At 54.7% G+C, this 25,075-nt stretch carries 28 protein-coding genes; 12 read left to right on the top strand and 16 right to left on the bottom strand.

Annotation, left to right across the window (positions count from 1 at the left end; translation table 11 throughout):
* Window positions 1-110: 110 nt before the first annotated feature.
* Window positions 111-272 (bottom strand): hypothetical protein, encoded by a 162-nt coding sequence (locus P2R09_RS05100; protein WP_275767695.1) that lies wholly within the window; start codon window positions 270-272, stop codon window positions 111-113.
* 5 nt (window positions 273-277) lie between these two features.
* The gene (locus tag P2R09_RS05095; protein WP_275767693.1) at window positions 278-472 is read right to left on the bottom strand and encodes a hypothetical protein; all 195 of its coding nucleotides are present in this window, start codon (window positions 470-472) and stop codon (window positions 278-280) included.
* A gap of 424 nt (window positions 473-896) precedes the next feature.
* On the opposite strand from P2R09_RS05095, the gene P2R09_RS05090 reads away from it, so the two are divergent.
* Window positions 897-1,913 (top strand): LacI family DNA-binding transcriptional regulator, encoded by a 1,017-nt coding sequence (locus P2R09_RS05090; RefSeq protein WP_275767691.1) that lies wholly within the window; start codon window positions 897-899, stop codon window positions 1,911-1,913.
* Between the two features lie 115 nt (window positions 1,914-2,028).
* Entirely contained in the window at window positions 2,029-2,427 is a 399-nt protein-coding gene (locus P2R09_RS05085; RefSeq protein ID WP_275767689.1) for a cupin domain-containing protein, read from the top strand.
* A gap of 19 nt (window positions 2,428-2,446) precedes the next feature.
* On the opposite strand, the gene P2R09_RS05080 is transcribed toward P2R09_RS05085, so the two are convergent.
* Window positions 2,447-3,331 (bottom strand): LysR family transcriptional regulator, encoded by an 885-nt coding sequence (locus tag P2R09_RS05080; RefSeq protein WP_275767687.1) that lies wholly within the window; start codon window positions 3,329-3,331, stop codon window positions 2,447-2,449.
* 99 nt (window positions 3,332-3,430) lie between these two features.
* Between P2R09_RS05080 and P2R09_RS05075 the strand changes: the two genes are divergently transcribed.
* Window positions 3,431-4,156: an SDR family oxidoreductase gene (locus P2R09_RS05075; RefSeq protein WP_275767685.1), complete on the top strand. Its 726-nt coding sequence runs from the start codon at window positions 3,431-3,433 to the stop codon at window positions 4,154-4,156.
* Between the two features lie 39 nt (window positions 4,157-4,195).
* On the opposite strand, the gene P2R09_RS05070 is transcribed toward P2R09_RS05075, so the two are convergent.
* The 4 genes from P2R09_RS05070 to P2R09_RS05055 all read right to left on the bottom strand — a co-directional run bounded on the left by P2R09_RS05070 (window position 4,196) and on the right by P2R09_RS05055 (window position 7,426).
* A complete protein-coding gene (locus P2R09_RS05070) occupies window positions 4,196-4,936 on the bottom strand; it encodes a YoaK family protein (RefSeq protein WP_275767683.1) in 741 nt (246 codons plus the stop codon).
* A gap of 212 nt (window positions 4,937-5,148) precedes the next feature.
* Window positions 5,149-5,478, bottom strand: coding sequence for a DHCW motif cupin fold protein (locus P2R09_RS05065; RefSeq protein ID WP_187513371.1), 330 nt, complete (start codon window positions 5,476-5,478; stop codon window positions 5,149-5,151).
* A gap of 33 nt (window positions 5,479-5,511) precedes the next feature.
* Window positions 5,512-6,204: an aspartate/glutamate racemase family protein gene (locus tag P2R09_RS05060; protein WP_275767680.1), complete on the bottom strand. Its 693-nt coding sequence runs from the start codon at window positions 6,202-6,204 to the stop codon at window positions 5,512-5,514.
* Between the two features lie 67 nt (window positions 6,205-6,271).
* The gene (locus P2R09_RS05055; RefSeq protein WP_275767678.1) at window positions 6,272-7,426 is read right to left on the bottom strand and encodes an MFS transporter; all 1,155 of its coding nucleotides are present in this window, start codon (window positions 7,424-7,426) and stop codon (window positions 6,272-6,274) included.
* A gap of 137 nt (window positions 7,427-7,563) precedes the next feature.
* Between P2R09_RS05055 and P2R09_RS05050 the strand changes: the two genes are divergently transcribed.
* On the top strand, window positions 7,564-8,079 hold the full coding sequence (locus tag P2R09_RS05050; protein ID WP_275767676.1) for a MarR family transcriptional regulator: 516 nt from the start codon (window positions 7,564-7,566) through the stop codon (window positions 8,077-8,079).
* Here the strand turns inward: P2R09_RS05050 and P2R09_RS05045 are convergent.
* On the bottom strand, window positions 8,076-8,678 hold the full coding sequence (locus P2R09_RS05045) for a helix-turn-helix transcriptional regulator (protein ID WP_275767674.1): 603 nt from the start codon (window positions 8,676-8,678) through the stop codon (window positions 8,076-8,078). The genes P2R09_RS05050 and P2R09_RS05045 overlap by 4 nt on opposite strands.
* A gap of 43 nt (window positions 8,679-8,721) precedes the next feature.
* Here P2R09_RS05045 and P2R09_RS05040 point away from each other — a divergent pair, with 43 nt between their 5' ends.
* The 3 genes from P2R09_RS05040 (at window position 8,722) to P2R09_RS05030 (ending at window position 10,279) form a co-directional block, all read left to right on the top strand.
* Complete coding sequence (locus P2R09_RS05040; RefSeq protein WP_275767672.1) at window positions 8,722-9,417, top strand: B3/4 domain-containing protein; 696 nt, start codon at window positions 8,722-8,724, stop codon at window positions 9,415-9,417.
* Between the two features lie 115 nt (window positions 9,418-9,532).
* Window positions 9,533-9,853: a hypothetical protein gene (locus P2R09_RS05035; protein WP_275767670.1), complete on the top strand. Its 321-nt coding sequence runs from the start codon at window positions 9,533-9,535 to the stop codon at window positions 9,851-9,853.
* A gap of 48 nt (window positions 9,854-9,901) precedes the next feature.
* Entirely contained in the window at window positions 9,902-10,279 is a 378-nt protein-coding gene (locus tag P2R09_RS05030) for a RidA family protein (RefSeq protein ID WP_275767668.1), read from the top strand.
* 25 nt (window positions 10,280-10,304) lie between these two features.
* Here the strand turns inward: P2R09_RS05030 and P2R09_RS05025 are convergent, their stop codons facing one another.
* The 3 genes from P2R09_RS05025 to P2R09_RS05015 are packed head-to-tail and all read right to left on the bottom strand — an operon-like array spanning window position 10,305 to window position 11,523.
* Window positions 10,305-10,832: a DUF4865 family protein gene (locus P2R09_RS05025; RefSeq protein WP_275767666.1), complete on the bottom strand. Its 528-nt coding sequence runs from the start codon at window positions 10,830-10,832 to the stop codon at window positions 10,305-10,307.
* On the bottom strand, window positions 10,829-11,218 hold the full coding sequence (locus tag P2R09_RS05020) for a tautomerase family protein (protein WP_275767664.1): 390 nt from the start codon (window positions 11,216-11,218) through the stop codon (window positions 10,829-10,831). Before P2R09_RS05020 ends, P2R09_RS05025 begins: the two co-directional genes overlap by 4 nt.
* Window positions 11,218-11,523 (bottom strand): carboxymuconolactone decarboxylase family protein, encoded by a 306-nt coding sequence (locus P2R09_RS05015; RefSeq protein WP_039661740.1) that lies wholly within the window; start codon window positions 11,521-11,523, stop codon window positions 11,218-11,220. Before P2R09_RS05015 ends, P2R09_RS05020 begins: the two co-directional genes overlap by 1 nt.
* A gap of 96 nt (window positions 11,524-11,619) precedes the next feature.
* On the opposite strand from P2R09_RS05015, the gene P2R09_RS05010 reads away from it, so the two are divergent.
* Entirely contained in the window at window positions 11,620-12,513 is an 894-nt protein-coding gene (locus P2R09_RS05010) for a LysR substrate-binding domain-containing protein (protein WP_275767660.1), read from the top strand.
* Here P2R09_RS05010 and P2R09_RS05005 read toward each other — a convergent pair.
* From P2R09_RS05005 to P2R09_RS04995, 3 genes are all read right to left on the bottom strand, one after another.
* On the bottom strand, window positions 12,467-13,054 hold the full coding sequence (locus tag P2R09_RS05005) for a TetR/AcrR family transcriptional regulator (protein ID WP_275767658.1): 588 nt from the start codon (window positions 13,052-13,054) through the stop codon (window positions 12,467-12,469). The two genes, P2R09_RS05010 and P2R09_RS05005, sit on opposite strands and share 47 nt — an antisense overlap.
* A gap of 391 nt (window positions 13,055-13,445) precedes the next feature.
* Window positions 13,446-14,000, bottom strand: a complete 555-nt coding sequence (locus P2R09_RS05000; protein ID WP_275767656.1) for a GNAT family N-acetyltransferase — start codon at window positions 13,998-14,000, stop codon at window positions 13,446-13,448.
* A 204-nt stretch (window positions 14,001-14,204) separates the two neighbouring features.
* A complete protein-coding gene (locus tag P2R09_RS04995) occupies window positions 14,205-15,758 on the bottom strand; it encodes a methyl-accepting chemotaxis protein (RefSeq protein WP_275767654.1) in 1,554 nt (517 codons plus the stop codon).
* A 245-nt stretch (window positions 15,759-16,003) separates the two neighbouring features.
* Between P2R09_RS04995 and P2R09_RS04990 the strand changes: the two genes are divergently transcribed.
* A complete protein-coding gene (locus P2R09_RS04990) occupies window positions 16,004-16,621 on the top strand; it encodes a pyridoxamine 5'-phosphate oxidase family protein (protein WP_110411983.1) in 618 nt (205 codons plus the stop codon).
* A 50-nt stretch (window positions 16,622-16,671) separates the two neighbouring features.
* Here P2R09_RS04990 and P2R09_RS04985 read toward each other — a convergent pair whose 3' ends face one another.
* On the bottom strand, window positions 16,672-17,064 hold the full coding sequence (locus P2R09_RS04985; protein WP_275767651.1) for a VOC family protein: 393 nt from the start codon (window positions 17,062-17,064) through the stop codon (window positions 16,672-16,674).
* 291 nt (window positions 17,065-17,355) lie between these two features.
* Here P2R09_RS04985 and P2R09_RS04980 point away from each other — a divergent pair, with 291 nt between their 5' ends.
* Both P2R09_RS04980 and P2R09_RS04975 read left to right on the top strand, forming a co-directional pair.
* Complete coding sequence (locus tag P2R09_RS04980) at window positions 17,356-18,549, top strand: MFS transporter (protein ID WP_275767649.1); 1,194 nt, start codon at window positions 17,356-17,358, stop codon at window positions 18,547-18,549.
* Window positions 18,550-18,652: 103 nt separating this feature from the next.
* The gene (locus P2R09_RS04975; protein ID WP_345799221.1) at window positions 18,653-23,185 is read left to right on the top strand and encodes an ATP-dependent helicase; all 4,533 of its coding nucleotides are present in this window, start codon (window positions 18,653-18,655) and stop codon (window positions 23,183-23,185) included.
* Here the strand turns inward: P2R09_RS04975 and P2R09_RS04970 are convergent.
* A complete protein-coding gene (locus tag P2R09_RS04970; protein ID WP_275767645.1) occupies window positions 23,137-24,096 on the bottom strand; it encodes a LysR family transcriptional regulator in 960 nt (319 codons plus the stop codon). The two genes, P2R09_RS04975 and P2R09_RS04970, sit on opposite strands and share 49 nt — an antisense overlap.
* 95 nt (window positions 24,097-24,191) lie before the next feature.
* Here P2R09_RS04970 and P2R09_RS04965 point away from each other — a divergent pair, with 95 nt between their 5' ends.
* Entirely contained in the window at window positions 24,192-25,046 is an 855-nt protein-coding gene (locus P2R09_RS04965) for an oxidoreductase (RefSeq protein ID WP_275767643.1), read from the top strand.
* Window positions 25,047-25,075: the final 29 nt, after the last annotated feature.

Raw genomic sequence — 25,075 nt, 5'->3', positions numbered from 1 at the left:
AACCTTTCCGAAAAATAATAACGGTAACAGAGTAAATTACCGCTTCAGTAATTAAACCCTTGCCATTTTCTCTGGCCAACTATCTCAATAGCCTTTTTGATTTATATTTTTCAGAAGGTGAGGAAGCGTTTTATATGATCCTGAAGATCAAAACCAGGGGCAGCCATAATCACCAGAAAACGGATTTCGGGCACCTTATTCTCGCTGAAGTGAAGCGATGCCGGTGAATGAACAGGATAGGCGTCAGGGATGGCGCCAATAACCGGCGCCATCAACCTTAATGCATCTTGCGGGTGAAAAAGGCTATCGCTTCCTGACACAGTGATTTAAGCCTGCTATCACGGGTTTCTTCGCTCAGTTTAAACAGAGCGTCCGTAATATCGTGAAAATGAACTGGCTCTCCCGCCTTGATCAAATCACTGACTACCGCGCCAACCAGCGCACGGATTTCATTATCGTTGTCGTACTTCACACGACCTCCCGACGGTGTATGCATATACAGTCTATCACTAGCAGGAGGGAAAAAACAAAAAAGTGGTTTTTGTAAAAATATAAGCGAAGCGGCAAAGAGGTTACTATTTATACACTCGCGGGATATTATCTTGCTTTATATTTGCCCGCTGTAACCCTTAACTTATAAATTTCTAAAATGGGGTTATAATCGCTGTAATCTAATTTCACTGTAACTGACCTTAACTCAACGCCCTATCCCGATAACAGAAGCCTGGCAGAATCTGTTTATAAAATATGTTCACTCGAAACACCGCATCCTCCTTCAACATTCGCCGCAGGCTTGAGGATCTGGAATATCCCGAACTGCGATGGCCAAATCACCATCCGAAAACAACCTGCAGTGTGATAAAACTATGTTCATTCGCCGGCATCCCGAGTAGCACATGGCTAAATTTACCCTGAAACAGATTGCTGCCCAGTCGGGTCTTAGCCTCGCAACCCTTGATCGTGCCCTGCATCAGCGCGGTAACGTCCGTGCCCGAACGCAGCACCGAATTCAACAGGCAATAGCGGACCTGGAGTTGATGCAAAAGGCGGGGCTGGCAAAAGGCAGAACACTCTTTTTCGATGTGATCATGCATACGCCTGATCGCTTTCAGCCACTGATACGAGAAGCGCTCAGCAGTCAGATTGCCAGCTTTGCTGCCTTTAAAATTCAGCTGCGCTTCCACTTTGGTGCGAATCTTACGGCACAAGCGATTAACGCGCTGCTGAATAAGAAAGCGCTTTACAGCCATGGTGTCATTCTGAAAGCGGCCTGTTCTGACGAGCTCAATCCCACTATTGAATTGATGCTAAAGCAGCGCATTCCGGTAGTCACCATGATGAGTGACTTACCCGACAGTGCGCGTCTGCGTTACATCGGCATGGACAACTTTGATGCTGGCAAGATGGCAGCTTTTCTGATGTCAAAATGGTTGCGGGTCAGTCGCTCGCATATCGTGGCAGTGACGGGCAGTCACGATTTCATTGGTGAACAGGAAAGAATTCTGGGTTTTCAGCGAGCGATGCAACAGTTTGCGCCTCAGCATCAGGTGAGCGTGCTGGCTGGCGGGTATGGTATTGACGACAGGATGCATCAGTCAGTAACGGCGTTTTTGCAGAGCCATGCGGACGCGGATGCCGTTTACACTGTTGGCGGCGGCAATCCCGGCATACTGCGCGCGTTTGAAGAACAGAAGCGCCCTGTAAATGCGTTTATCGGTCACGATCTCGATCAGGAAAATTGCGACCTGCTTCAGGCGGGTAAAATTGATGCGCTGATTGAGCATAATTTACAGCTCGATGCGCTGCATGCGTTCCGAACCCTGCTGGCATTTCATGGCTTTATACCCGAAACCGAACCGCCTGCACCCTACTCAAAAATCAATATTATCACCCGATATAACATGACGACCTGACATCTGCTCTGGCTATTAATAACGTCTGCTTATAGCCACATACGTGCTGAACAGGGTAATCACACACCGGTTAGGCGGATACACTTAAGCTTTCCCTTAATAGCAGGAGTCAGTCATGAAAATTATTGCCAACGGATCGCAGCCTTCACGGAAAGGACCTGCAGAATATTTTACCGGCAGCGTTCGTATTGATGCACCTTTCCAGGCAACCGAACCGGCCCGTGTGGGTGGTGCGACGGTGACCTTTGAACCGGGAGCCCGCACTGCATGGCATACTCATCCACTGGGGCAGACCCTGATTATCACGCATGGACAAGGCTGGATTCAGTGTGAAGGTGAAGATATTCAGGTGATGAACGCTGGAGATATCGTCTGGATCCCGGAAAATGTGAAGCACTGGCATGGCGCAACGCCGGTCAACGCCATGACGCATATTGCTATCGCTGAGTCACTGAATGGCTCGCCGGTTGACTGGCTGGAGCAGGTCAGCGACCAGCAATACCAGCGCAACTAAACATAGCCGCTCACCCTGTTCAGAGCCTGACGTGATCGATTAGCGCCCTCATCTTGGGGGCCAGATTTTTGCGGCTGGGGAAATAAAGATAGAACCCGGCAAAATCAGGCAACCATTCATCCAGGATAGTAATGAGTTCGCCACGCGCGATGTAAGGCTGGAAAGTCTCTTCCATGCCAAAGCTGATGCCGCCTCCGGCGCAGGCGGTGCGAATCATCACCCCCATGTCGTTGGTGGTGAGCTGTGGATTGACGGCAACATCAAAATTACGCCCCTGCTCAGCGAACTCCCAACGATAAGGGGCTAATCCTGGGCCTTTTCGCCAGCCTATGCAGCGATGATTGACCAGTTCCTCGGGGTGTTGTGGTGTGCCCTCACGCGCGAGATAAGCGGGTGATGCCACCGCAACCTGACGTTGTGCGGTGGAGACCGGCACGGCAATCATATCCTGAGCAATCACCTCCCCAAGCCGTACACCCGCGTCATAGCCCTGCCCGACAATATCGAACTCGTCATCAGTAACGGTGATATCCAGCTCAACCTGCGGGTAAGCGGTGATAAAGCTCGCCAGCAGCTCTCCTCCCAGCATCCGCTCCGCAATTGATGAGATCGCCAGCCGAAGCTGACCGCGCGGCTCTGTGGCCAGTTCGGTGAGATCACTGACGGCACGGTTAAGCTGGTTGATCGCCGGAGCCACCTCGGCATAGAGCCGTTGGCCAGCTTCAGTCAGCTGAACCGAACGCGTGGTGCGTTGCATCAGCGTGATATTAAGCCTGTCTTCCAGCCGTCGCAGACTCTGACTAATTGCCGGACGCGTGACGCCAAGCTTTTCTGCTGCGAGTCTAAAATTTCGGGTCTGCGCCACAATCACAAAGACTTCGAGAGCATTTTTATCGGCATTCATACGTTAGATTGAGTTACCAGAGTGTGAAGTGTTTGGTGGATTATCTTTATAATCCAGCCACCGTATGATCGCCAGTGACAACCTTACTGGAGAAATACGATGACTCAGAAAGTGATTTTAATTACCGGCGCTTCAAGCGGTATCGGTGCCGGCATCGCACGAGAACTGGCGAAAACGAATGCGATTCTGTTGCTGGGTGCACGACGGGAAAACCGTTTGACGGCGCTGGCTGAAGAGCTAAGGTTCAATGGTACTGAGGTGGCGATCAAAGCGCTTGATGTGACGCGCCGTGAAGACGTTACGCAGTTTGTTGATTATGCACTGGAGAAATGGGGCCGCGTTGATGTGATGATCAATAACGCCGGTATTATGCCTCTCTCACCGATTGCGTCGCTGAAGGTGGAAGAGTGGGATCAGATGATCGATGTGAACATCAAAGGGGTGCTGTATGGCATCGCGGCGGTGCTGCCGACCATGTTGACCCAACAGCGTGGTCACATCATCAATATCGCTTCAATTGGTGCTCTGGCGGTGTCACCCACTGCGGCTGTCTACTGCGCCACTAAGTTTGCGGTACGGGCGATTTCCGATGGATTACGGCAGGAGAACAGCCAGCTGCGGGTGACCTGTGTTCATCCCGGCGTGGTCGAGAGTGAGCTGGCATCAACGATTACCGATCCAGAAGCCGCTGAGGCGATGCGACACTATCGTGCTATCGCGTTGCAGCCGGACGCCATTGGTCGCGCCGTACGCTATGCCATTGAGCAGCCTGAAGAGGTAGATGTGAATGAAATTGTGGTGCGACCAACCCGAACCCAGCAGTAAGCAATTGGCCCGATGCGCAGAGTGCATCGGGCCGTATTATCAGTAAAGGCTTCGACGGGTACGCTGGACAGTAACGGCAATCGCCGTTAAGGCCACCAGCATCAGAAAGATCCCCAGACCCACCATTGCATTAAAGCCATAAGCTTTGAACAGCAGCAGACCGGCGATACAACCGCTCAGGAAAGAGAACACCGTCGTCAGATGGGTATGCAGCACCTTCTGAAAGAATCGACGATCGTCGGTTTCAAGATGCACGGCGTGTGACGTATGAGCAAAAATCCAGGAACCCAGTGCAATACCGGCATCAGTCAGCGTGCCGGTAATGTGAGTCGATCTGACGCGGCCATTGGAAAGCTGCGTCGAGGTGGCATTATGAATCCCCATTAAAAAGCCCAGCATCACCAGCACTTCCCCGTTAAAACTTGGCCGGTAGAACACGATCTCAAAGATCGATGCCGCAGTCAGTGCTGCCCCTTCTGCCAGAATAATCAGACAGAAAATGGTGCGTAACTTATGTCTGATACCAACCACCACTGCCAGCCGGGCGACGGTACAGCCCAGCACAAAGGCCACAATCAGTGCCATTAAAAATAGCATGGTGTGCAGGTCGCTGGTCGTTACCTCCTGGGAGATCTGCGAGGTGTTGCCAGTCATATGTGACGGGAAAAATCCAAAGGCGCCCAGCGCCATGGCATTCAGGATACCGGCAGTGGTGGCCAGCACCAGCGCCAGTAAGCGGTCTTCGGTATGCGAACGAACTTTCTTCTTTTTTATCAGCACAGGCTTCCCCACATCAGGTGAATGCAAAAACGTTCTAATACGGTTTCAAGCATACAACCTGATAAAAATTATTCCCGTCAGAACCAGATAACTCTGATGAAATAAGCCATTAATTTTGCTGATTTTTATAAAGCAGATTCAGTTTACTTTTAAAAGTGTCAACGACGCGATGATTCACCAGTTGATGGCCACAAAAGAGGCAGATAGCAAACTCAGTCAACAATAAAGAGCTTCGCGCCGGTGGAGGTAAACGAACGATGCGGTTCAGCATCGTCTGCTACCTGATAACTGACGCCTGGTGTCAGTACGAAACGGCGTCCATCGGACAGTTCTGTGTGAAGCTCGCCCGCCATACAGAGTAAAATATGGCCCTTGGTGCACCAGTGATCGGCCACATAGCCCGGCGAATAATCGACCATGCGAACCCTGATATCGTTAAACGTCACAGTTCGCCATCTCGCCTCTCCCTGGTCGCCGGGGTGAATCGTCTCTTCAACCTGATCCCATTCCGTCAGCCCAAACGGCAAATTATCTATTTTCATGCGATGTCCCTGAGACTGCGTTGAAGATGAGCGTTAAGAGAGAGCCTGGATAACGGCCTCTTCAGCATGGATGAGCGTGGTATCAAATAGCGGCACGCTGGCATCTGTAGCATCAACCAGCAAGGTAATTTCGGTGCAGCCCAGAATAATGGCCTCGGCCCCTTGTGCTACCAGCTGCTGCATGATCTCCCTGTAACGACGACGCGAGGCGGGATTGATTTCACCCAGGCAAAGCTCATGGTAAATCACCTCGTGCACAAACAGGCGATCCGCTTCATCAGGCGTGATCACTTCAAGACCAAACTGCTCATGCAGTCGCCCGCGATAGAAATCCTGTTCCATGGTGAATCGCGTCGCCAGTAACCCGACCTTATGCACGCCAGCCTGCTGAATGCGCCGTCCGGTGGCGTCAGCAATATGCAGTAGCGGGATGTCTGTGGCGGCGCTGATTTGCGCGGCCACTTTATGCATGGTGTTGGTACAGAGCACGATGAATTGCGCACCCGCCCTTTCCAGATTACGTGCTGCATCAGCCAGTATCTCGCCCGCCTGCTGCCACTCGCCCGCAGCCTGAAGTTGCTCGATATGCTGGAAATCAACACTATAAAGTACCAGCTCCGCCGAGTGCAGACCGCCCAGCCGCCGTTTAACCTGCTGATTGAGTATGCGGTAATAGAGTGCAGTTGACTCCCATGACATACCGCCTAACAAACCAATAACTTTCATGCTGCACTCCTGATACAAAGTTTTACGCTCAGCATGCCAGATTGCCATTGTTCGGCAACGCATTTAATCAGGCTGCGCTGTTCTGCGGCCTGAATCGCCGGGCAATCAGCATTAACACCATTACGCCAGCACTCATGATCACCCAGGCCTGCGTCAGTGATGCACCACTGTCGCGCACCCAGCCAGCCACCAGCGGCATCAGTGCTGCAATCAGGTATCCGCCACCCTGAACGCGTGACAGCAGAATGCCTGCCTCTCTGGCGTTGCGCGCATGATCCAGCGTGACAATCAGTGACAGCGGAAAGAGTGCGCCGATTCCCGTACCCAGCAGCAACACAGAGAGTACCGGCATCGTGTTCGGGTAGAACACCAGGCTCAGCAGCCCCGCCAGTAACAGTGTCAGCACGCCAAGCAGCAAAGGACGCCGGTCGGAAAAGCGATGTAACGTCGCCGAGACTATAAATCCTGCCACCACTTCGGTTAAGGTCAGCGCGGCGAGCAGATATCCGCTGTGACGCGCACTCCAGCCCAGCTGTATATAGAATGGCGGCAGCCAGGCCAGTACCAGCGTGTAGGCCCCGGTGCCAATGCCAAAAAAGAGCATCAGTAGCAGTGTGCGCCGCACAGGCAGAATCGCTTCATCAACCGCCACACTCACCTGCGGCGACCGCCTGACCGAGGACAGCCAGATCAGCAGCGTCACCAGCGCTAATCCTCCGGAGAGTGCCAGTGCGGGTTGCAGGCCCAACAGGGTAAAAAGCGGCTCAGCACTCGCCGCAGTCAGAGCCGCTCCCGCCATAATGCCTGTGCTGAACAGCGCCATCAGCGTCGCCGCGGCGGCTGTAAAGCGCTGCCGAATCAGGGCAGGCATCAGCGCCTGAATGACACCAATTCCTGCGCCACCCGCCAGCGCAGTGAGCATCAACTGAGCAGAGGTCAGGTTTACGCCGCGCCACAGACAGGCCGCCGTCAGAAGAAGCAAACCCGAGGCGATGCCCATCACCGGCCCAATACGGACGATCAGCCACGGCCCGGAAAGTGCCGCCAGACCCATCATCGCCACCGGCAACGTGGTCAGAAGACTTAACGAGGTAGCTGACAGTCCAGCCTGCTGTTGCAACACCGGAAACAGCGGGCCGATAATAGCCAGCATCGGACGCAGGTTTAGGCCGATAAGAAAGACGATCACAGCAAACAGAATGGGGAAGAGATTATTTTTCATCGTTGACACTCTGGCAGAGGATTGACGATGACAGCATTGGGCTGCCACCATTTATCTTAACGTTAAGATAAATACCTCACCTTGTTAAGAGGTGCAGCACAACCCGACAACATAACCCCAGTATTTACAGGTGATTTATGCATGACCATATTGATTTCGTTGTCAGCCAATGGGACAACGCGATGCCCGATCTTGATGCTTCTTCCATGCGCATCTTCGGCAGAGTGCTGCGTCTGATGAAACATCTGGCGAAAGCGCGCAGTCAGGCACTGGAGCCATTTGGTTTTCAGGAGGGGGAGTTTGATGTACTGGCCACGCTGCGGCGGGCGGGCTCGCCTTATCGTCTGTCGCCCACGCAACTTTATCAGGCGCTGCTGGTAACCTCCGGCGCGATGACAAATCGGCTGAACCGGCTGGAACAGCAGCATCTGATTGAACGTGTGGCTGCACCGGATGATAAGCGCAGCATGCTGGTTGGGCTGACCCCGCACGGTCAGCAGCAGATTGAGGATGCACTTCGTGTCCACACCGCCGCGCAGGCGGCGGTGCTGGCGCCGCTGGACGCATCAGAGCGTGCCGAACTGGAAAGACTGCTGAAAACGCTGCTGCTGGCGTTTCCCGGCGAAGCAACAGCTGCAGACGAGCGTTTTTAACGCTGCAGTTCGGCCACCGTCATGGTGAAAATAACCGGCTGGTGATCGGCACTGGCATAAGAATGCGACATATCTGTACGCGCCACCGCCGCACACCCTTGCTGCACCACCATTGTCTGCTCACCCACGGTTAATGCCAGTGTGCCCTGATCGACGTGCAGCAGTTCGAGCGTGCCCGAAGAGTGACCAGTGGAGCTGAAAACCTCGCCCGCAAACATTTTCCAGCGCCATAGCTCGATCATATCGGGTCCGCGTGTACCCGCCAGCAGCTGCGCAGTTCCGCCCTGCTCACCCTGCCACAGCACGGGCATTTCGCTGTTCTCAATCAGCCAGGCGTCGGGTGCATGCGAGACATTGACGATATCCGCCACTGAGACGCCCAGTGCAGCAGCCACTTTGCAGAGGATGGCAATGCTGGGATTGGCGGCGCCTTTTTCAATTTCAACCAGCATCCCTTTACTGATCCCTGCACGATGCGATAACGCATCCAGTGAGAGTTTCTGGCTTTTACGCCATCTTTTGATGCTCTCTGAGACAGCCTGATTAACACTGGCAACATCAGCGCCCGCATCGGTCGTTATATTGACTTTTTTGGTCATCGGTCATTACTATGGAATAAATTAGTCAATGAGAGAGTATCCGATGTTATCTGTTCATCCGTCAATCGAGCCCGCGGTTCTCGCGCTCGCCCCTGGCTTTCGTGCCATGAGCATTGTGGTAGACGCTACGCCGATAACACGACCTGAGGTCGCCAGCGAAGCATTGAGAAGAGCCTGCCAGCAGGTGTTGCAGGATGATGTGGCCTGGGCAGATGCGCATCTGGCAGCCTGGGCAGAGGTCTTCAAAGCCTTTGGTGACAAAGCGAAACGCACTCCCTGTTCTGCTGAAGCATTGCGTAAGCGCGTGCTGCGGGATGGCGTATTGCCTGCTATCGATCCGGTTGTCGATCTCTACAATGCCATCAGCATTCGCTACGCCCTGCCAGTTGGAGGCGAAAATATTGCGGCTTATATTGGCGCGCCGCGTCTGGTGATTGCTGACGGCAGTGAACGGTTCGATACCATTAAAGAGGGCGAGGTGGTTGACGAGTCACCGGAACCAGGCGAAGTGATCTGGCGAGACGATCAGGGCGTAACCTGCCGCCGCTGGAACTGGCGTCAGGGTGTGCGGACCAGACTGGATGCCAGTGCACGCCAGATGTGGTTTATCCTGGAAAGCCTTCCGGCTATGCCGCTCATTGCGCTGCAACAGGCCAGTGACGATTTGATCTCAGGATTAGAGCAGATGATGCCAGGTGCACAGATCAGTGCAACGCTGATCGACGCGCCAGCCATCTGAACATTGCCCCAACACCGGTGATGCAGGGTTAACGTTGGCCAGAATCTGTGGCAGGATACGCGCCCTGCGTCTGGCCATACCCGGCTGACTGAACTGCATACAACCGGTGACTATAATGGCGAAGGTAAAATATATTCTCCCGCTGCTGCTGATCCTGGCTCTGACTGGCTGGTGGTTGATCCCGCACGACAGTGAGGAGGATAAAGCGTATTACGTCGCGGTGTTCTGCGCGATCGATCATCACAGTGCGCAGCCGCTTGATACGCAGATGCGCAACGTGATAGAAGGCGGCAATTCTGACTATGCGCTACAAAAAGTGACTTATAAGCCCTCGCTGGGAAATCGTGTGATTGGCCGCTGGCAGCAACTGACGACGGATGATCAACAGCGCGCCGCCCAGGATAATGCAGCCTGCCAGCAACTGCTGACGCGCTGATTTCCGGCGGGTGTAATTATGTAATGATCGAATCATTGAGGAAAAAAGATGAGTCTGCCAGAACGCAAAAATTACGCAGAACTGGGCGAAGTAAAAGCACCTTATGTGCATGCCGTTAAGCATGGCAACACACTGTATGTTTCAGGGCTGACTGCGGCTGGCACACCCGCTCAGCAGGGCGATATGGCTGAACAGGCAGAGGCAATTTTTGATCAGCTCAGGCATATTGCCGCCGCAGAGCAAACGTCGCTTGCCGCACTGCTCAAGGTCACAATATTTGTCACCTCTTTCACTGAGATCACCGCGCTGAGAGAAGTACTTTACCGTAATTATGGTGGACATCTGCCTGCCAGTTCGCTGGTCCAGGTCAACGGACTTTTCTCCGCTGACCTGCGCATAGAGATCGAGGCCATTTTTGCCCTCTGAGTAACAGGCATCAGGCACCCGAGTTTTACAGCTGAAGATCAGCAGCAGCGGAACCCCGCGCCAGATAACCGATGCGATAGACCGCCTGTTGGTTTGCGGAACGCTGCTGTGACGCGTCAATGCTTAATCCCTGCCAGCGGGTCACATCCCAGGCATTTAAGCCTGCCGTCAGTGGCAGTGTAGTCAGGTCCGAATGCCGGGGGATCGTCCAGCGATTCAGCGTCATAAACCGGGCGTCGGCCAGATTCGGAAGATGGTTCTGTCCTTCCAGTGCCAGCCAGCTTTCGATGATCGGCCAGCCAAAATCTCTGACCAGCGTCGCGAAGCCAGGACTTTGCAGGAAACGCTGCATACCACTCGCCTCCCGCCAGAAATAGATGGGCGCATAACGGTTTTCATTCAGTCCGCCATCATCACGGCAGGCCCAGAGATACGCCTTCGCCACCAGCCCCGGAAAGCCATCCAGACGGGCACCGTTTAGCCTGATGCGCTGTTCAATGATGCCCATATCGTAGTCCGCAGGCAGGGTAAAACGGTAGTGCATGATAATCATAACGGCTCCTGTGCCAGCATCCGGCCACCGCTGAAGCTCCACTCTTCGGTGCTGTTAAACTGAATAATGATCATGACATCATCAGGATCGATCGCCATTTCCACCTGCAGCGCCGCGCAAAGGGCATGATAAAACCGTTGCTTCTGATCCCGGGATCGCGGTCGGCCTGCTGTCACCTGAAACAGCACGAAATTGTCGCTGCGCCCGCCACTGAGATAGTGAATGTCAAATACCCGCTGACAGGCTGGCAACATCTCAATCACCTGAAAGCAATCATGCTCAGGCACGTCAAACTCCGTCACCAGTGCTTTCTGGAGTAATGTTGAAATCGTATTCAGTGCCGCATCGCTGTAGCCCTGACGCAACGTCATTCGGGTGAATGGCATCAGCAGTTATCCTCCAGATAGCCCAGCGCGGTGACGGCGGCGGGCCAGCCAGCGTAAAACGCCAGATGTGTAAAGCTCTCCACCAACTCATCCTGTGTCAGCCCGTTCTGACGGGCAAAATCGATATGCCACGGCAGCTGCTGAACGCGCCCCATCGCGGTTAACGTTGCCAGCGTCAGCAGGCTGCGTTCACGTGGTGATAACAAATGACGTTGCCAGATATCACCAAACAGCAGCTGCTGTGTCAGTTCGGCCAGTTTTGGCGCGCGTTGCGCCAGTGTTTCCCGATCCAGTGAATTTTTCATTGCACACTCCTCAGTGGTCAGAGAGAGTGTTATTCATAGTCTCAATCCTGAAAATCAAATTAATCAGCATTCACCATCCGCGTTTGCAGGACGATAATGAATAAACTACCAGAGTCACTGGATATGGATGCGCTGCGCAGTTTCGTTGCTGGCATCGATGCTGGCAGCTTCGCGCTGGCAGCTCAGCATCTCTGCCGATCAACGTCGGCTGTCAGTGCGCAACTCAAGAAACTGGAGCAGCAATGCGGCACGGCGCTGGTGCTGAAAAAAGGGCGGCATCTCCAGCTGACACGAAGTGGTGAACAGCTTATGAGTTACGCCAGACGGCTGCTGTCACTGAACGATGAGGCATTGCGGGCAGTGAAGGGCGAGGCGTTACAGGGTGAAATACGTATTGGCATGCAGGAGGATTTTGGCGAGGCGTTGATGCCTGCCATTCTCGGCGCATTTAATCGCCAGCATCCGGAAGTGAGACTGACCGCTCGCGTCGACAGAAATCAGCCACTACACACGGCGCTGGCGTGTCATGAGCTGGATTTGGCGCTGCTCTGGCAGGCGGAGCAGCAGACTGGCACACAGTTGATTGGTCAATGTCCGTTAGCCTGGATTCAGCATCCGGCATTTGATCTGGCAGGGTTTCTGTGGCGCGGCGAAGCGCTGCCGCTGGTGGCATTTGATGCGCCCTGCGTGATGCGAACGCGCGCCACCCAGGCACTGGATAAGGCAGGCATTCCATGGCGGATCGTTTTCACCAGTCACAGTCTTAGCGGGATCTGGGCGGCAGTTCAGGCCGGGCTGGGTATAACCCTGCGCACCCGCGCAGGTATGCCAGAAAAGCTGGTGACGGAGTCACACCGGTTGCCACAACCCGGCTATCTGGGAATCGCGCTGGCCCGCTCAGATCAGGGCAACGATCCGGCACGTATGCTGCTGGAGCATCTCATCACGGAAGCTGCCCTGCCCTTTGTTCAGCGCCAGAGGCCTGACTAAATGCCTGCTGAATCAGCGAAGAACAGTAGGCTGATGAAATATCGCGATCACCGAACAGAATGTGGAACATAACGGGAGCCACGGCCACATCAACCATGCGATCAACATCAAAGCCGGGTTCGCCGCGTTCACGTGCGCGGGTGTTCAGGGTCTCCAGATGCTGATAGGTGAATCCACAGCACTTCTGGCTGGCTTCTTCAGCATGACTGCCAATCACATCGGCAAGCAGTTCACGACCGACTTTAGACGACATCTCTTCAGCGTATTGCTGGAGGAACACAGTAAGGTCGCTGATCATCGATCCGGTATCTTCCGGTTCGGCGATTGGCCGCATCCGCGCTACTGCGACATCTGCCAGCAACTGGGCCAGATCACCCCAGCGTCGATAAATTGTAGAGGGCGTTACGCCTGCCTGTTCGGCGATCATCGGAACGGTAATAGCCGAACGGTCAACGGTTTCCAGTAATCGATTGACGGTGTTATGCACTTCCGCCTGAATACGTGCGCTGCGCCCACCCTGACGAATCATTTCCCGTGCCATCTTTCTCCCGCTTTTGTCAGTGATAACGTCACAGTTAAAGCAACAAAATTGCGTTAACGGAATTTGACAGTGTACCGCATCTCAGGCTGAACAGGCGTTAAAGTGTGCTATCAGGCGAGGTCTGATCAGGGCTGAATTTTACTCAGGACTGAACTGACCGGCTCTGAAGTGAGATGGGACGATGAGTTATCCGATGCCCCTATCCATAAAAGACTGACTGCCATTACCGCTGAAATAAAAATTGTTCGAATATCCATAAATCCTCCCCGGAATAAGGTGAATAAAATAATTCATGCTGCGGAGGGTCAATCGCGGGATTAGCGGTGCTTTAAAGACGCCAGATACGAAAAGATGGCGCAGATTTGACCACGCCCGGTGATATGAAGAAGAATCAGACAGGTTTAGCGACAGTGTTGCCCGCCGCAATCCAGTCGGATCGGCTGAGGGTGTACATCAGGCTGGCAGGCAAGCCCTCTGCATCCTCGACTCTTTTAAAAAAGGTTAAGCCCGCTTTCTCCAACACCCGCTGTGAAGCCAGGTGGTTTTCGCGCGTTACACCGGTGATAATGCTGAGTCCGGCTTCCTCAAACCCATAACGAATAGCTCTGCGGGAAAGCTCTGTGGCATACCCTTTTCCCCATGCCGCGGGCTCAAACCGATATCCGAGATTATTGGTCTGACGGCCATCGAACTGGCTTCGGAATACGCCACCAAAACCAATGATTTTTTCCGGATGCGCTTTTTCAAATATCGTCCAGTCGCCAAAACCCTGGTCCCGATAACTCTCCTGTATGCGCTCCATAGCCTGCACAGCATATTCCCTGTCAGGCCAGGGACCTCGTGGATTGTACTTATGTGTTTCAGGGTCACCATAGATTCTGAAGAGGTCGTCAAGATCCTCACGAAGGGTAAATCTGTAAAGTAATCGCTCTGATTCCCAGACCATCCTGCGCTCCTTTTAGGTACTGATCAGATACCCTTTTATAGCAGCAGCCCTTTCTGACACCAACTTTTACGACGCTTCTGAGCCCGATAAACACGTGGAATTGTGGCCCGACTGAGGCGAGCACGCTGGATCGATGACGTTAATCTGCAATCAAAAAAAGGACGTACCTGTTGCTCGCGTCCGTTTATTTGTTACGCCTGACAATTAAGCTGCACTGTGAACACGAAACGAATCGACCATGCCACGCAGCGCATGGGCTTGTTCAGAGAGCGATTGAGACGCTGACGAAGACTCTTCTACCAGCGCGGCGTTATTTTGAGTCACACCATCCATCTGACTCACGGCGATGCTGACCTGAGAAATGCCCTGCATCTGCTCAGATGAGGAGAGGGAAATATTATCCATCGCTTCAGCCAGTTCACTTACCATGCCGACAATCTTCAGAATGCTCTGGCCGGTTCCGGCTGCCACCGAGACGCCCTGCTCTACCTGACCAACAGTCTGCTCAATCAGTGATTTGATATCCCGTGCTGCGGTCGCGCTTCGCTGCGCAAGCGAACGGACTTCACCCGCCACAACCGCAAATCCACGTCCATCTTCTCCCGCCCTTGCGGCTTCAACGGCCGCGTTCAGTGCCAGGATATTGGTCTGGAAAGCGATACCTTCGATTACGCTGGTGATATCGCGAATTTTTGCAGCACTGAGTGAGATACCATTCATGGTCTCGGACATCTGATGAACATCATTTTCACCGCTGCGTGCCAGTGATGCGGTTTCACGGGCCGAGCCGGCTGTCTGCTGTGCACCCAGCGTATTACTCTTCACCGTGGCGGTAAGCTGCTCCATGCTGGCAGCCGTTTCCTGCAATGCCGCCGCCTGCTCTTCAGTGCGCGAAGACAACTCGCTGTTGCCACGGGAAATCTCATCCGCCGCCAGCGCGACAGAGCCTGCAGATTCTTTGATGCGGGAGACCAGTTCACGCAGATTGGTCTGCATACTATCCAGTGAAGCCAGCAGGCTTTGGGTATCACCGCGACGCAATGCCACCGTCGTCGTCAGGTCGCCAGAGGCGATAGCGGCAGCAAGCACCTGAGCCTGAGCGGGTTCACCGCCCAATTGACGCATGAGCGTGCGGACAGTGAACAGACAGGTCGCCAGAGCCAGCAGGATGGAAATGCCCGCCAGAATCATCAGCGTGAAGCCAGTACGCGCCGAGGAGTCGCTGCTCATTATCACTGCTTTTTGCCCCTCCTCACTCTGAATCGTTGAAAGGGTATTAAGTGCATCAAGCAGAGTACGCTGTGCGGGGCGAGTCACCGTCAGAAGATAGGTAGTGGCTTCCTGCGACTTATTCTCCAGCCCCAACCGGCCAGCCTGCTCAAGTGAGTCGAGCGTCGCTTTTTCGGCAGACAAACTTTTATCGAAAGCCCGGCGCGCAGCGGGCGTCGCATCATCCATCATGCGGGCCAGCTTCTCACGGTTAGTGATATAAATTGCCTTTTGGGCCAGTAACCGTTTCCACTCCGGCTCCATTGCTTTGGTATCGGTCAGTAGCGCCATGTTGCGCACCGCAATGCCCATGTCACGCAAGCTGCCGCGCATGTCGAGTACCATCTGATAGCGTTTCATCTTTACATTGACCACATCATTCATGCCATTACGGGCACTGCTGAGGGCATGTAACGCAATTCCGCTGCAAAGAATAAACAGCAAAATGAGCAGGCCAAAGCCGGTATACAGTCGAGTTGAAATTTTCACTGGCGAGTCTCATGAAGGGTTGTAATAAGGTTGTAATGTATTCCTGGTATCGGCAGAGAATGAAAAACATGTAGACACGACCGGTATTAAATTATTTCGTCGCTGACACTACGGCACGTATCGGTTTATTATTCCTCGGCGATAACCGGACTCTATGACGCGTTTCAGACGTTAGCTTCATACTTAAGATCTGTGTCGTATCGTCGTGAGTATTCTGGAAATTTATCAATGAAAGGACGATGAAAATGGCTGAGCAGCACAACATCATCACTGAACTGACTGAACTTGAGCATCTTTATGGGTCGGTTGCCAGGCCCTCAATTGCTAAGGTGACCGATCACATTCACCCCGCCTATCGGCCTTTTATTGCTGCCTCGCCTTTTGTCGCGCTGGCAACGTCCGGGCCGGAGGGTCTGGATGTTTCTCCACGCGGCGATCCGGCAGGATTTATTGAAATCGACGATGAAAAAACCCTGCTGTTACCCGACAGGCGCGGCAACAACCGCATCGACAGCCTGCGTAATATTCTGCATGACAATCGGGTCGCGTTGCTTTTTCTGATTCCTGGTATTGGTGAGACATTACGTATTAACGGCACGGCGGTGATCAGCACCGATCCGGCGCTACTTGAGCGCTTCGCCGTCAACAACCAGCGCCCCAAAACGGTGTTACGCATTAGCGTGCAGAGTGTTTTCTTTCAGTGCAGCCGGGCGATTATCCGCTCCGGATTGTGGGATGCCGAAACGCAAATATCCCGCCAGTCACTGCCCAGCACGGGCTCAATCCTTAAACAGATTGCAGAAATTGATGGCGATGCCTACGACAAAGCACTGCCTGAACGCCTGAAGAACACACTTTATTGAATGCTGTTCAGGATCAGTAGATCCTGTTAGTAAGCCAGGCAGCGATGGCGTCATGCAAGGCGCTCAAGGATCTGCTTTGCATCAACGTAGTCGTATGAGGTGATTTCAATTTTATTATCACTGAGATCGCTAAAATAGACGGACATCGACACAGCGTGGTCACTAACGGTGAATGGGATCTTATTGTCTCTGAGAACAGGGATGAGTTCGCTGAATGAGGATGCTGCCACGCAAAAGGCTACGGTATGACCAGGTAGCTGAGTGCTTCTGAGAAAAAGAGAGAGTGATGCCCGGTTATTCCTTATAACCAGCGGTCCACCCTGTTCAAACCAGAAATAGAGTGCATTGTCGCGGGAAAAGCCCAGGACTTTGTTATACCACGTCTCTGCCTGCTCAATATTTTCAACGTAAAGATGAATATGGTCGATCTCAGCTATTTTCATTACTCTGACTCCCTGATTATTATTCACTGAGAGACTCACCCAAATGTTGTTGTAAAACAACCCGCAAAACAAATAAAAGACTCATCGATGAGCGTCATGAGAGTAGTTTATTCGACGCTATTTTGCTGCTGGCAAAAAACAATGTGCGCTCTCAACATGTCCTCTTCCTCAAAAGCACACAGGCACACCCTGGTAACGATCGCAGGAATCGTTAAAGCAAAGATATTGCATTAAGACGCGGGTAGCCGTATACCTTAGCAAAAGCTAATATTTTGCATTAAGGTGATTTCCATGAATCCTGCATTGACACCTCAGGCCGCAACCCGGACCACGCTTTTTAGTTTTACCGGTGCGGCATTGATTTCAGCCACCAGCAGTGCGCCAACGCCACTTTACCCGCTATATCGCAGCCTGTTTGACCTCACGCCGACCATGCTGACGCTGATATTTGGCGCTTATGCTTTCGCGTTGCTGGCAGCACTACTGACGGTGGGTAAAGTGTCAGACTTTACCGGCCGCCGTCCGCTAATGCTGATGGCGCTGGGGATCAATGCGGTTGCGCTAGTGATCTTCATGACTGCCAGCTCTGCCACAACCTTAATTGCTGCCCGGCTGGTGCAGGGCTTTGCTACCGGTATCGCCTTGCCGACCTTTGGTGCCAGCCTGATTGACGCCAGTAAAACCCGCGGTCCACTTCTGAACTCAATTACCGCCTTTCTGGGAATGACGCTGGGCACGCTGGCAGGGGGAATCCTGGTCACTTTTGCGCCCTATCCTACCGTGACGCTCTATGCGCTGCTGCTATTACTGATGCTGGTCGCTATTGCACTGTTACCGCTGATACCTGAAACGATTGCACCCCAGCCTGGCGTCCTGGCCGCATTGCGCCCTCAGGTCAGCATCCCGCGACGCGCGCTGGGGCCGTTGCTAAAAGTGACGCCGGTTAACATTGCGACCTGGATGCTGGGCGGATTTTATCTGTCACTGATGCCCACGATGGTCGCGAACGCAACAGGCCTGACATCGCCGTTTATTGGTGGCTCGATTGTGGCGACACTGATGCTGAGCGCGACGGCTGCGGTGTTTATTTTTCGTCTTTTACCCGCCGCACGGGCCTTAGTCATTGGTACTGTGATGCTGATAACGGGTGTCAGCGTAACCCTGACGGGCCTTTCTCTGCATAGCGTGGTCTGGCTTTATGCAGGCACCGCCATTGCGGGTCAGGGTTTTGGATCGATTTTCGCCAGTGTGCTGAAGATCATTATGCCGTTAGCCGAAAGCCATGAGCGTGCCGGGCTATTCGCCGCCTTTTTGATCAAAAGCTATCTTGCCTTTGCCCTGCCTGCCATTGCCGCAGGCATTGCTGCACCCCATATCGGCTTGAATCAGACCGCATGGTGCTATGGCATGACGATTATTGTGCTGGCGCTGGTGTCGCTGCTGGCGGTCAGAGGTCGCGCTCCGGCCGGCGCGGCCAGTTCCTGACGCCCGCGGCGGTCAGATATCTGCCTTGTCATCCAGAAACCGTGATTTTCACTTACACTCAACGGATAAATTTCAGGCGCAGTGGTTGCGTAATACCGTGAGTATGATGTTGAAATCCCAATCAGATACCGTATTAGCCAGGTTTTCTCCCGCCACCCGACGCTGGTTTTCAGGGGCGTTTGCTGCGCCGACTCCGGTACAGCAGGCGGCCTGGCAGGCGATTGCCCGTGGTGAACATGCACTGGTCATCGCGCCTACCGGCTCAGGAAAAACACTGGCGGCTTTCCTCACCGCCATCGACACGCTGTTTCAGGTCAGAACCAGCCAGCCAGCACCCACGCGTGAAACCACTACCCGCATACTCTATATCTCTCCGGTTAAAGCGCTGGCCGCCGACGTGCAGCGCAATCTGAATCTGCCGCTGGCAGGCGTTTACGCCGAGCGGCAGGCACTGAATGAGCCCGAGATCACACTGAATATTGGCATGCGGTCGGGCGATACGCCCAGCACTGAGCGCGCCAGATTATTGCGTCGCCCGCCTGATATCCTGATCACCACACCTGAATCGCTGTTTCTGATGCTGACGTCAAAAGCGCGCACGACACTGAAGGGCGTGACCACGGTGATAGTCGATGAGGTGCATGCAGTCGCGGGATCAAAGCGCGGTTCTCAGCTGGCACTGAGCCTTGAACGGTTGGATGCGCTGTTGCCGAAGCCCGCCCAGCGCATTGGCCTGTCCGCCACCGTGCGGCCGGTGGAACGGGTCGCGGCCTTCCTGGGCGGCTGTCAGCCGGTGCAGGTGGTAAACCCAGCGGCCAATCGCACGCTGCATCTGACGATTGAGGTGCCGGTTGAGGATATGACTGACATTGCCAGCGCTGATAACCTGACAGATGACGTCACCTCTGCCAGCGGATCGATCTGGCCGCACATTGAAGCGCGCATTCTGCAGCAGGTCATGGCCCATCGCGCTACGCTGGTATTCGTGAATTCGCGAGGACTGGCTGAGAAACTGACTGCACGGCTCAATGCGCGCTATCTGGCGCAGCGGGCAACGGCTGAGGTTCAGAATGCAGAGCGCACAGATGACGACGATCTTATTGCCCGCTCGCACCATGGTTCTGTCTCGAAGGAACAGCGAGGCGAGATTGAAGCCGCGCTGAAACAGGGCAGACTGCGATGCGTGGTGGCGACGTCTAGCCTGGAACTTGGCATTGATATGGGGCCGGTGGATCTGGTAGTCCAGGTGGGCGCACCTTTGTCAGTGGCCAGTGCACTGCAGCGTGTAGGTCGCGCCGGACATCAGGTGGGCGGCGTATCAACCGGCATTCTGTTTCCGCGCACCCGACGCGATCTGCTGGATTCCGCCGTCATAATAGAGTCGATGCGGGCGGGTCAGCTGGATGCGCTGGCGCCGCCGCGTAACCCGCTCGATATCCTGGCGCAGCAGACGCTGGCCGCCGTCGCTATGGATCCCCTGCAGGCCGACGAATGGTATGCGCTGGTCTGCCGTGCTGATCCGTTCCGCACGCTGTCACGACGTCTCTTTGATGCCACTCTCGATATGCTGGCGGGGAAATTTCCGTCAGATGCCTTTGCTCAGCTGCGCCCGCAACTGGTATGGGATCGCCTGAGTGGCATGCTCACGGCACGACCTGGCGCGCAGCATCTGGCCGTAACCAGCGGCGGCACCATTCCCGATCGCGGTATGTTCAGCGTCATTCTGCCAGAAGGTGAAGAACAGGCGGGATCCCGCCGGGTTGGCGAACTGGATGAAGAGATGGTTTATGAGTCGCGGGTCAACGACATCATTACCCTGGGCGCGACGTCATGGCGAATCCAGAAGATTACCCATGATCAGGTGCAGGTAGTGCCCGCACCTGGTCGTCCCGCTCGTCTGCCCTTCTGGAGAGGAGAAGGCGTGGGTCGCTCGGCGGATTCGGGGGCAAGTCTGGGAATGTTTTTGCGTCAGCTAAACGCGGCATCACCGGACGATGCACAGCAACAGCTTCACGCGCTGGGACTCGATGCCCGTGCAGTAACGAATCTGCTGACTTTACTGGCTGAACAGCGCGCGGCTACCGGTGTCGTGCCGGATGATCGCACGTTGCTGATAGAACGCTGCCGTGATGAAATCGGCGACTGGCGGGTCATCCTGCATTCGCCGTGGGGAAAACGGGTTAATGCGCCCTGGGCGCTGGCGATTGCTGCTCGTATCCAGCAACGTATGGGTATCGATGCCTCTGTTGCGGCCAGCGATGACGGCATTGTAGCCCGCTTTCCTGCCAGTGAGGGGCATTTACCCGCCGCTGACCTGTTCCGGTTCGATGCCGACTCGCTTACTCAGGAGGTCACTCAGAGTGTCGGCCAGTCGGCGCTGTTTGCCGCCCGCTTCCGGGAATGTGCCTCGCGCGCGCTGTTGTTGCCAAGGCGTAATCCGGGCAAGCGTTCGCCGCTCTGGCAGCAGCGGTTGCGTGCAGGTCAGTTGCTGGAAGTCGCCCGTCAGTTTGACGACTTCCCGATCCTGATCGAAACCGCCCGCGAATGCCTACAGGATGTCTACGATCTGCCTGCATTGCACCAGCTCATGGAAAAGCTGGCTCTGGACCAGATAAAAATGGTAGAGGTGACGACTGAACACCCCTCCCCTTTCGCTGCGCCACTGCTTTTCGGCTATGTCGCCGAGTTTATCTATGCCAGCGATGCACCTCAGGCAGAACGGCGCGCGTCATTGCTGGCGCTCGACAGTAATCTACTGGGTGAACTGCTTGGCCAGACCAGCAAGCGTGAATTACTGGCACCTGACGTTGTTGAACAGGTTGAAAAGGAATTGCAGCGTCTCGACACCCGCTATCACGCTCAGCATGCCGAAAACATCATCGACCTGCTCCGCGACCTCGGTCCGCTTTCCATTGATGATATCGCGGCACGTTTTAGCGGCAACGATCCGCAGATTAAAGAAGCACTGGCGCAGTTTTCTGCGGCCCGGCGAATCATTCCGGTTATCCTCGCGGGTGAACTGCGCTGGGCGGTGATTGAAGACGCGGCTCGCCTGCGCGATGCTCTTTCCGTGGTATTGCCTGATGACCTGCCCTCGACATTTCTGGTACCACAAGCTGCTCCACTACACGATCTGATTAACCGCTACGCACGGACCCATACGCTATTTAACGCTCAACAGCTGGCTGCACATTTTGGACTGGGAGTGGCCGTAGTGAATGAGGTGCTGTTTACCTTGCTTCAGCAGGGCAGCCTGATGAATATGGGCTCGGCAGCGGACAAATCGGAAACAGAGTGGGTCTCCTCAGACATCTTCAAACGGCTGCGCTTACGTTCACTGCAGTCAGCACGCGAAGCAACCCGACCTGTTTCACCCACCGCCTGGGTCAGTCTGCTGCTGGAGCGTCACGGCTTGCTTAGCGCGCAGCGTGAAGAACTATCGGGCACCGACGGGCTATTACGGGTGATCGAGCAACTGGCGGGTGTGCCGTTGCCTGCCTCGTTGTGGGAGTCACAAATTTTGCGCGCCCGGATAGTCGACTATCAACCTGCGATGCTCGACGAACTGTTAGCCAATGGCGAAGTAATCTGGTGCGGACATAAAGCACTGGGCCAGAGTGATGGTCTGATCTCGTTTCACCTGACTGAATTTGCTGATGAAACGCTGCCGGTCATTGACACAACCCAGCCTCTTACATCGATACAACAAGCAACTATTGACGCATTAAGCCGCGGTGGCTCGTGGTTTGTTCATGAAATCATGGCGCAGATGGAAAATGAGGAGACCTATCCCACTGAAATCAATGATGCCCTGTGGCAGCTGGTGTGGCAGGGCTACGTCAGTTCCGACAGCTGGATTGCGGTACGAGGATTACTGACCACACCAGGCATGACCCGTTCGCGCCCAACGCGATCTCTGCGCACCCGATTTGGACAGCGCTTATCTCCAGGCGCGCTTCCCGCCCGCCGGCCTGCGGTTAATATGCTGGCGGGTCGCTGGTCGCGGATTCGCAGACAGGAAATTACGTCTGCCCGGCTTGGCCTGTCACTGGCAGAAAACCTGCTTGACCGTTATGGGGTGATCACCCGTGGCTGCACGGTATCGGAACAGATCCCCGGGGGATTTCCGGCTTTGCAGCCGGTTTTACGTGGCATGGAAGATGCCGGTCGGCTGCTGCGCGGTCAGTTTGTCGCCGGGGCAGGCGGTGCGCAGTTTGCCGACCAACAGACCATTGAGCGGCTTCGGGCGCTGGCAGATAACCCGGAAACGCTGACAGAGGCCGTAGCACTCAGCGCACTCGACCCGGCTAATCCCTTTGGGGCAATGCTGAGCTGGCCGATCCACGCCAGCGGTATTCGCCCGACCCGTCGTCAGGGTGGCCGGGTTGTGATCGCAGGCGGTGCGCTGATACTTTATCTGACCCCAGCGGGCAAAGAGTTACTGACGTTCACTGAAGATTCCGCGCGGCTTCAGATGGCGGTGGCGGTGCTGGGCATAGCGCTGAAACGGGATAATTCGGCGAGTTTTACCCTGGAAACGGTAGATGGGGAACCCGTTACGCAGTCATCGCTGCTTAACGCGCTGCGTCATGCCGGATTTTCACGCGTGCCGCAAGGTTTCAGCTGGTATGGCTGAGTTTTTTCGCGCTCGTTTTTTTCGCGTACAAAGTCGATGAAAGCCTTAAGCGGCGCCGGAATCAGACGCCGATCGCTGTAGTAGAGCCACGGGCCGGAAAAAGTCAGCCACCAGGTCTGCAGCAGCGGTTCCAGTTTGCCGCTGTCCAGGGCTGGACGGAGCCACTCATCAAACAGATAAATTATGCCGCTTCCGGCAATGGCCGCGTCTACCGCCAGATCCATAGCACCCCCGACGGTGACCACCAGCGGCCCGCAGGTTTCAACACTGATTTCCTCACCCTCGCGGCTGAAGGCCCACTCGGCCATGATGCCGCTGGCGTAGCGACCACGCAGACAACGATGATGGATAAGATCGCGTGGATGTTCCGGGCGGCCATATTCAGCAAGATAGGCCGGTGAGGCTGCCAGCGCGAAACGCTGCAGACGCGGGCCTATGGGTATCACCACCGTATCCTGCTCCAGCCGCTCATCGTAGCGAATCCCGGCGTCACAGCCGTCACGAAATACATCCTGCACATTGCTTTCCGCAACGATTTCCAGCCGGATATCAGGATAACGCTGCAGAAATTCCGGTACCAGCGCGGGCAGAATCAGCCGGGTGGCACTAACCGGGACATTCAGACGCAGCGTCCCGCCTGGCGTATTACGGTAGCGATTGACCGCATCCAGTGCAGCATTAACTTCGTTCATCGCAGGCAGCAGACGTTCCATCAGCGCCCTGCCCGCTTCGGTTAACACGACGGTGCGGGTGGTGCGGTGAAACAGTCGGATGCCCAGTTGCTGTTCTGCCCGGCGCACCGCATCGCTCAGCCGTGAGGCATTGCTTCCGGTCACGCGCGCCGCTTCCCGAAATCCTCCTGCTTTTGCTACCGCGACTACAGCATCAAGCAGCGCCATATCGATCGCCATTGTGCACCACCCCGTACAGTCCGTCCTGATTTCACCCGATAGTTGCACAGCTAAATCACCGTTACAATTGATCTACATTCACGCAGGAGGTTTTCATGTCAAATACCACCATGACTTATCCGTTAGGCGATCGTGAAGTCAACCGTCTTGGTTACGGCGCGATGCAATTAGCCGGGCCAGGCGTCTTCGGCCCGGTGAAAGATGAAGCCAGGGCAATACAGGTTCTGCACGACGCTATCGCGGCAGGGGTCAATCATATTGATACCAGCGACTTTTATGGGCCGCATGAAACCAATCAGTTAATTAAAAAGGCGCTTTATCCTTATCCTCAGGATCTCTGCATTGTCACCAAAGTAGGCGCCCGCCGCGATGCTAAAGGTGGCTGGCAGGCGGCGATGGAACCCGAGGCGCTGACGCAGGCAGTCGAAGATAACCTGCGCAACCTTGGGCTGGACGTGATTGAGGTCGTGAACCTGCGCAGTATGTTGCATCCGGCTAAACCTAAAGAGGGCTCCCTGATGCCACAGCTGGAGGCGTTGCTGGCGTTACAGGCACGGGGACTGATTCGGCACATTGGCCTGAGCAACGTCACTGCCACACAAATTGCAGAAGCGCAGGCCATCACACCGATTGTCTGCGTACAGAATATGTATAACCTCGCGCATCGACAGGATGATGAACTGGTGGATCAGCTGGCGCAACAGGGCACCGCTTACGTGCCGTTTTTCCCACTGGGTGGTTTCTCTCCGCTGCAATCGGATCGGCTTAATGAGGTCGCAGTATCCCTGAAGGCGACGCCTATGCAGGTCGCACTCGCGTGGCTACTGCGGCGCTCGCCCAATATTCTGCTGATTCCAGGTACGTCATCGCCGGAACACCTTAAAGAAAACCTCGCCAGTGCCAGTCTGCAACTGTCAGATGAGGTGATGGAAAAGCTGAACGCGATATAACATCAGGCCCGCAATTTGCGGGCCTGATT

Origin of the sequence: Pantoea sp. Cr_R13, assembly GCF_029222565.1 — a bacterium.
GTDB lineage: Bacteria > Pseudomonadota > Gammaproteobacteria > Enterobacterales > Enterobacteriaceae > Pantoea > Pantoea eucalypti.
The sequence above is the reverse complement of the archived record's forward strand: the minus strand, read 5'-3'. Positions and strand labels throughout refer to the sequence as shown.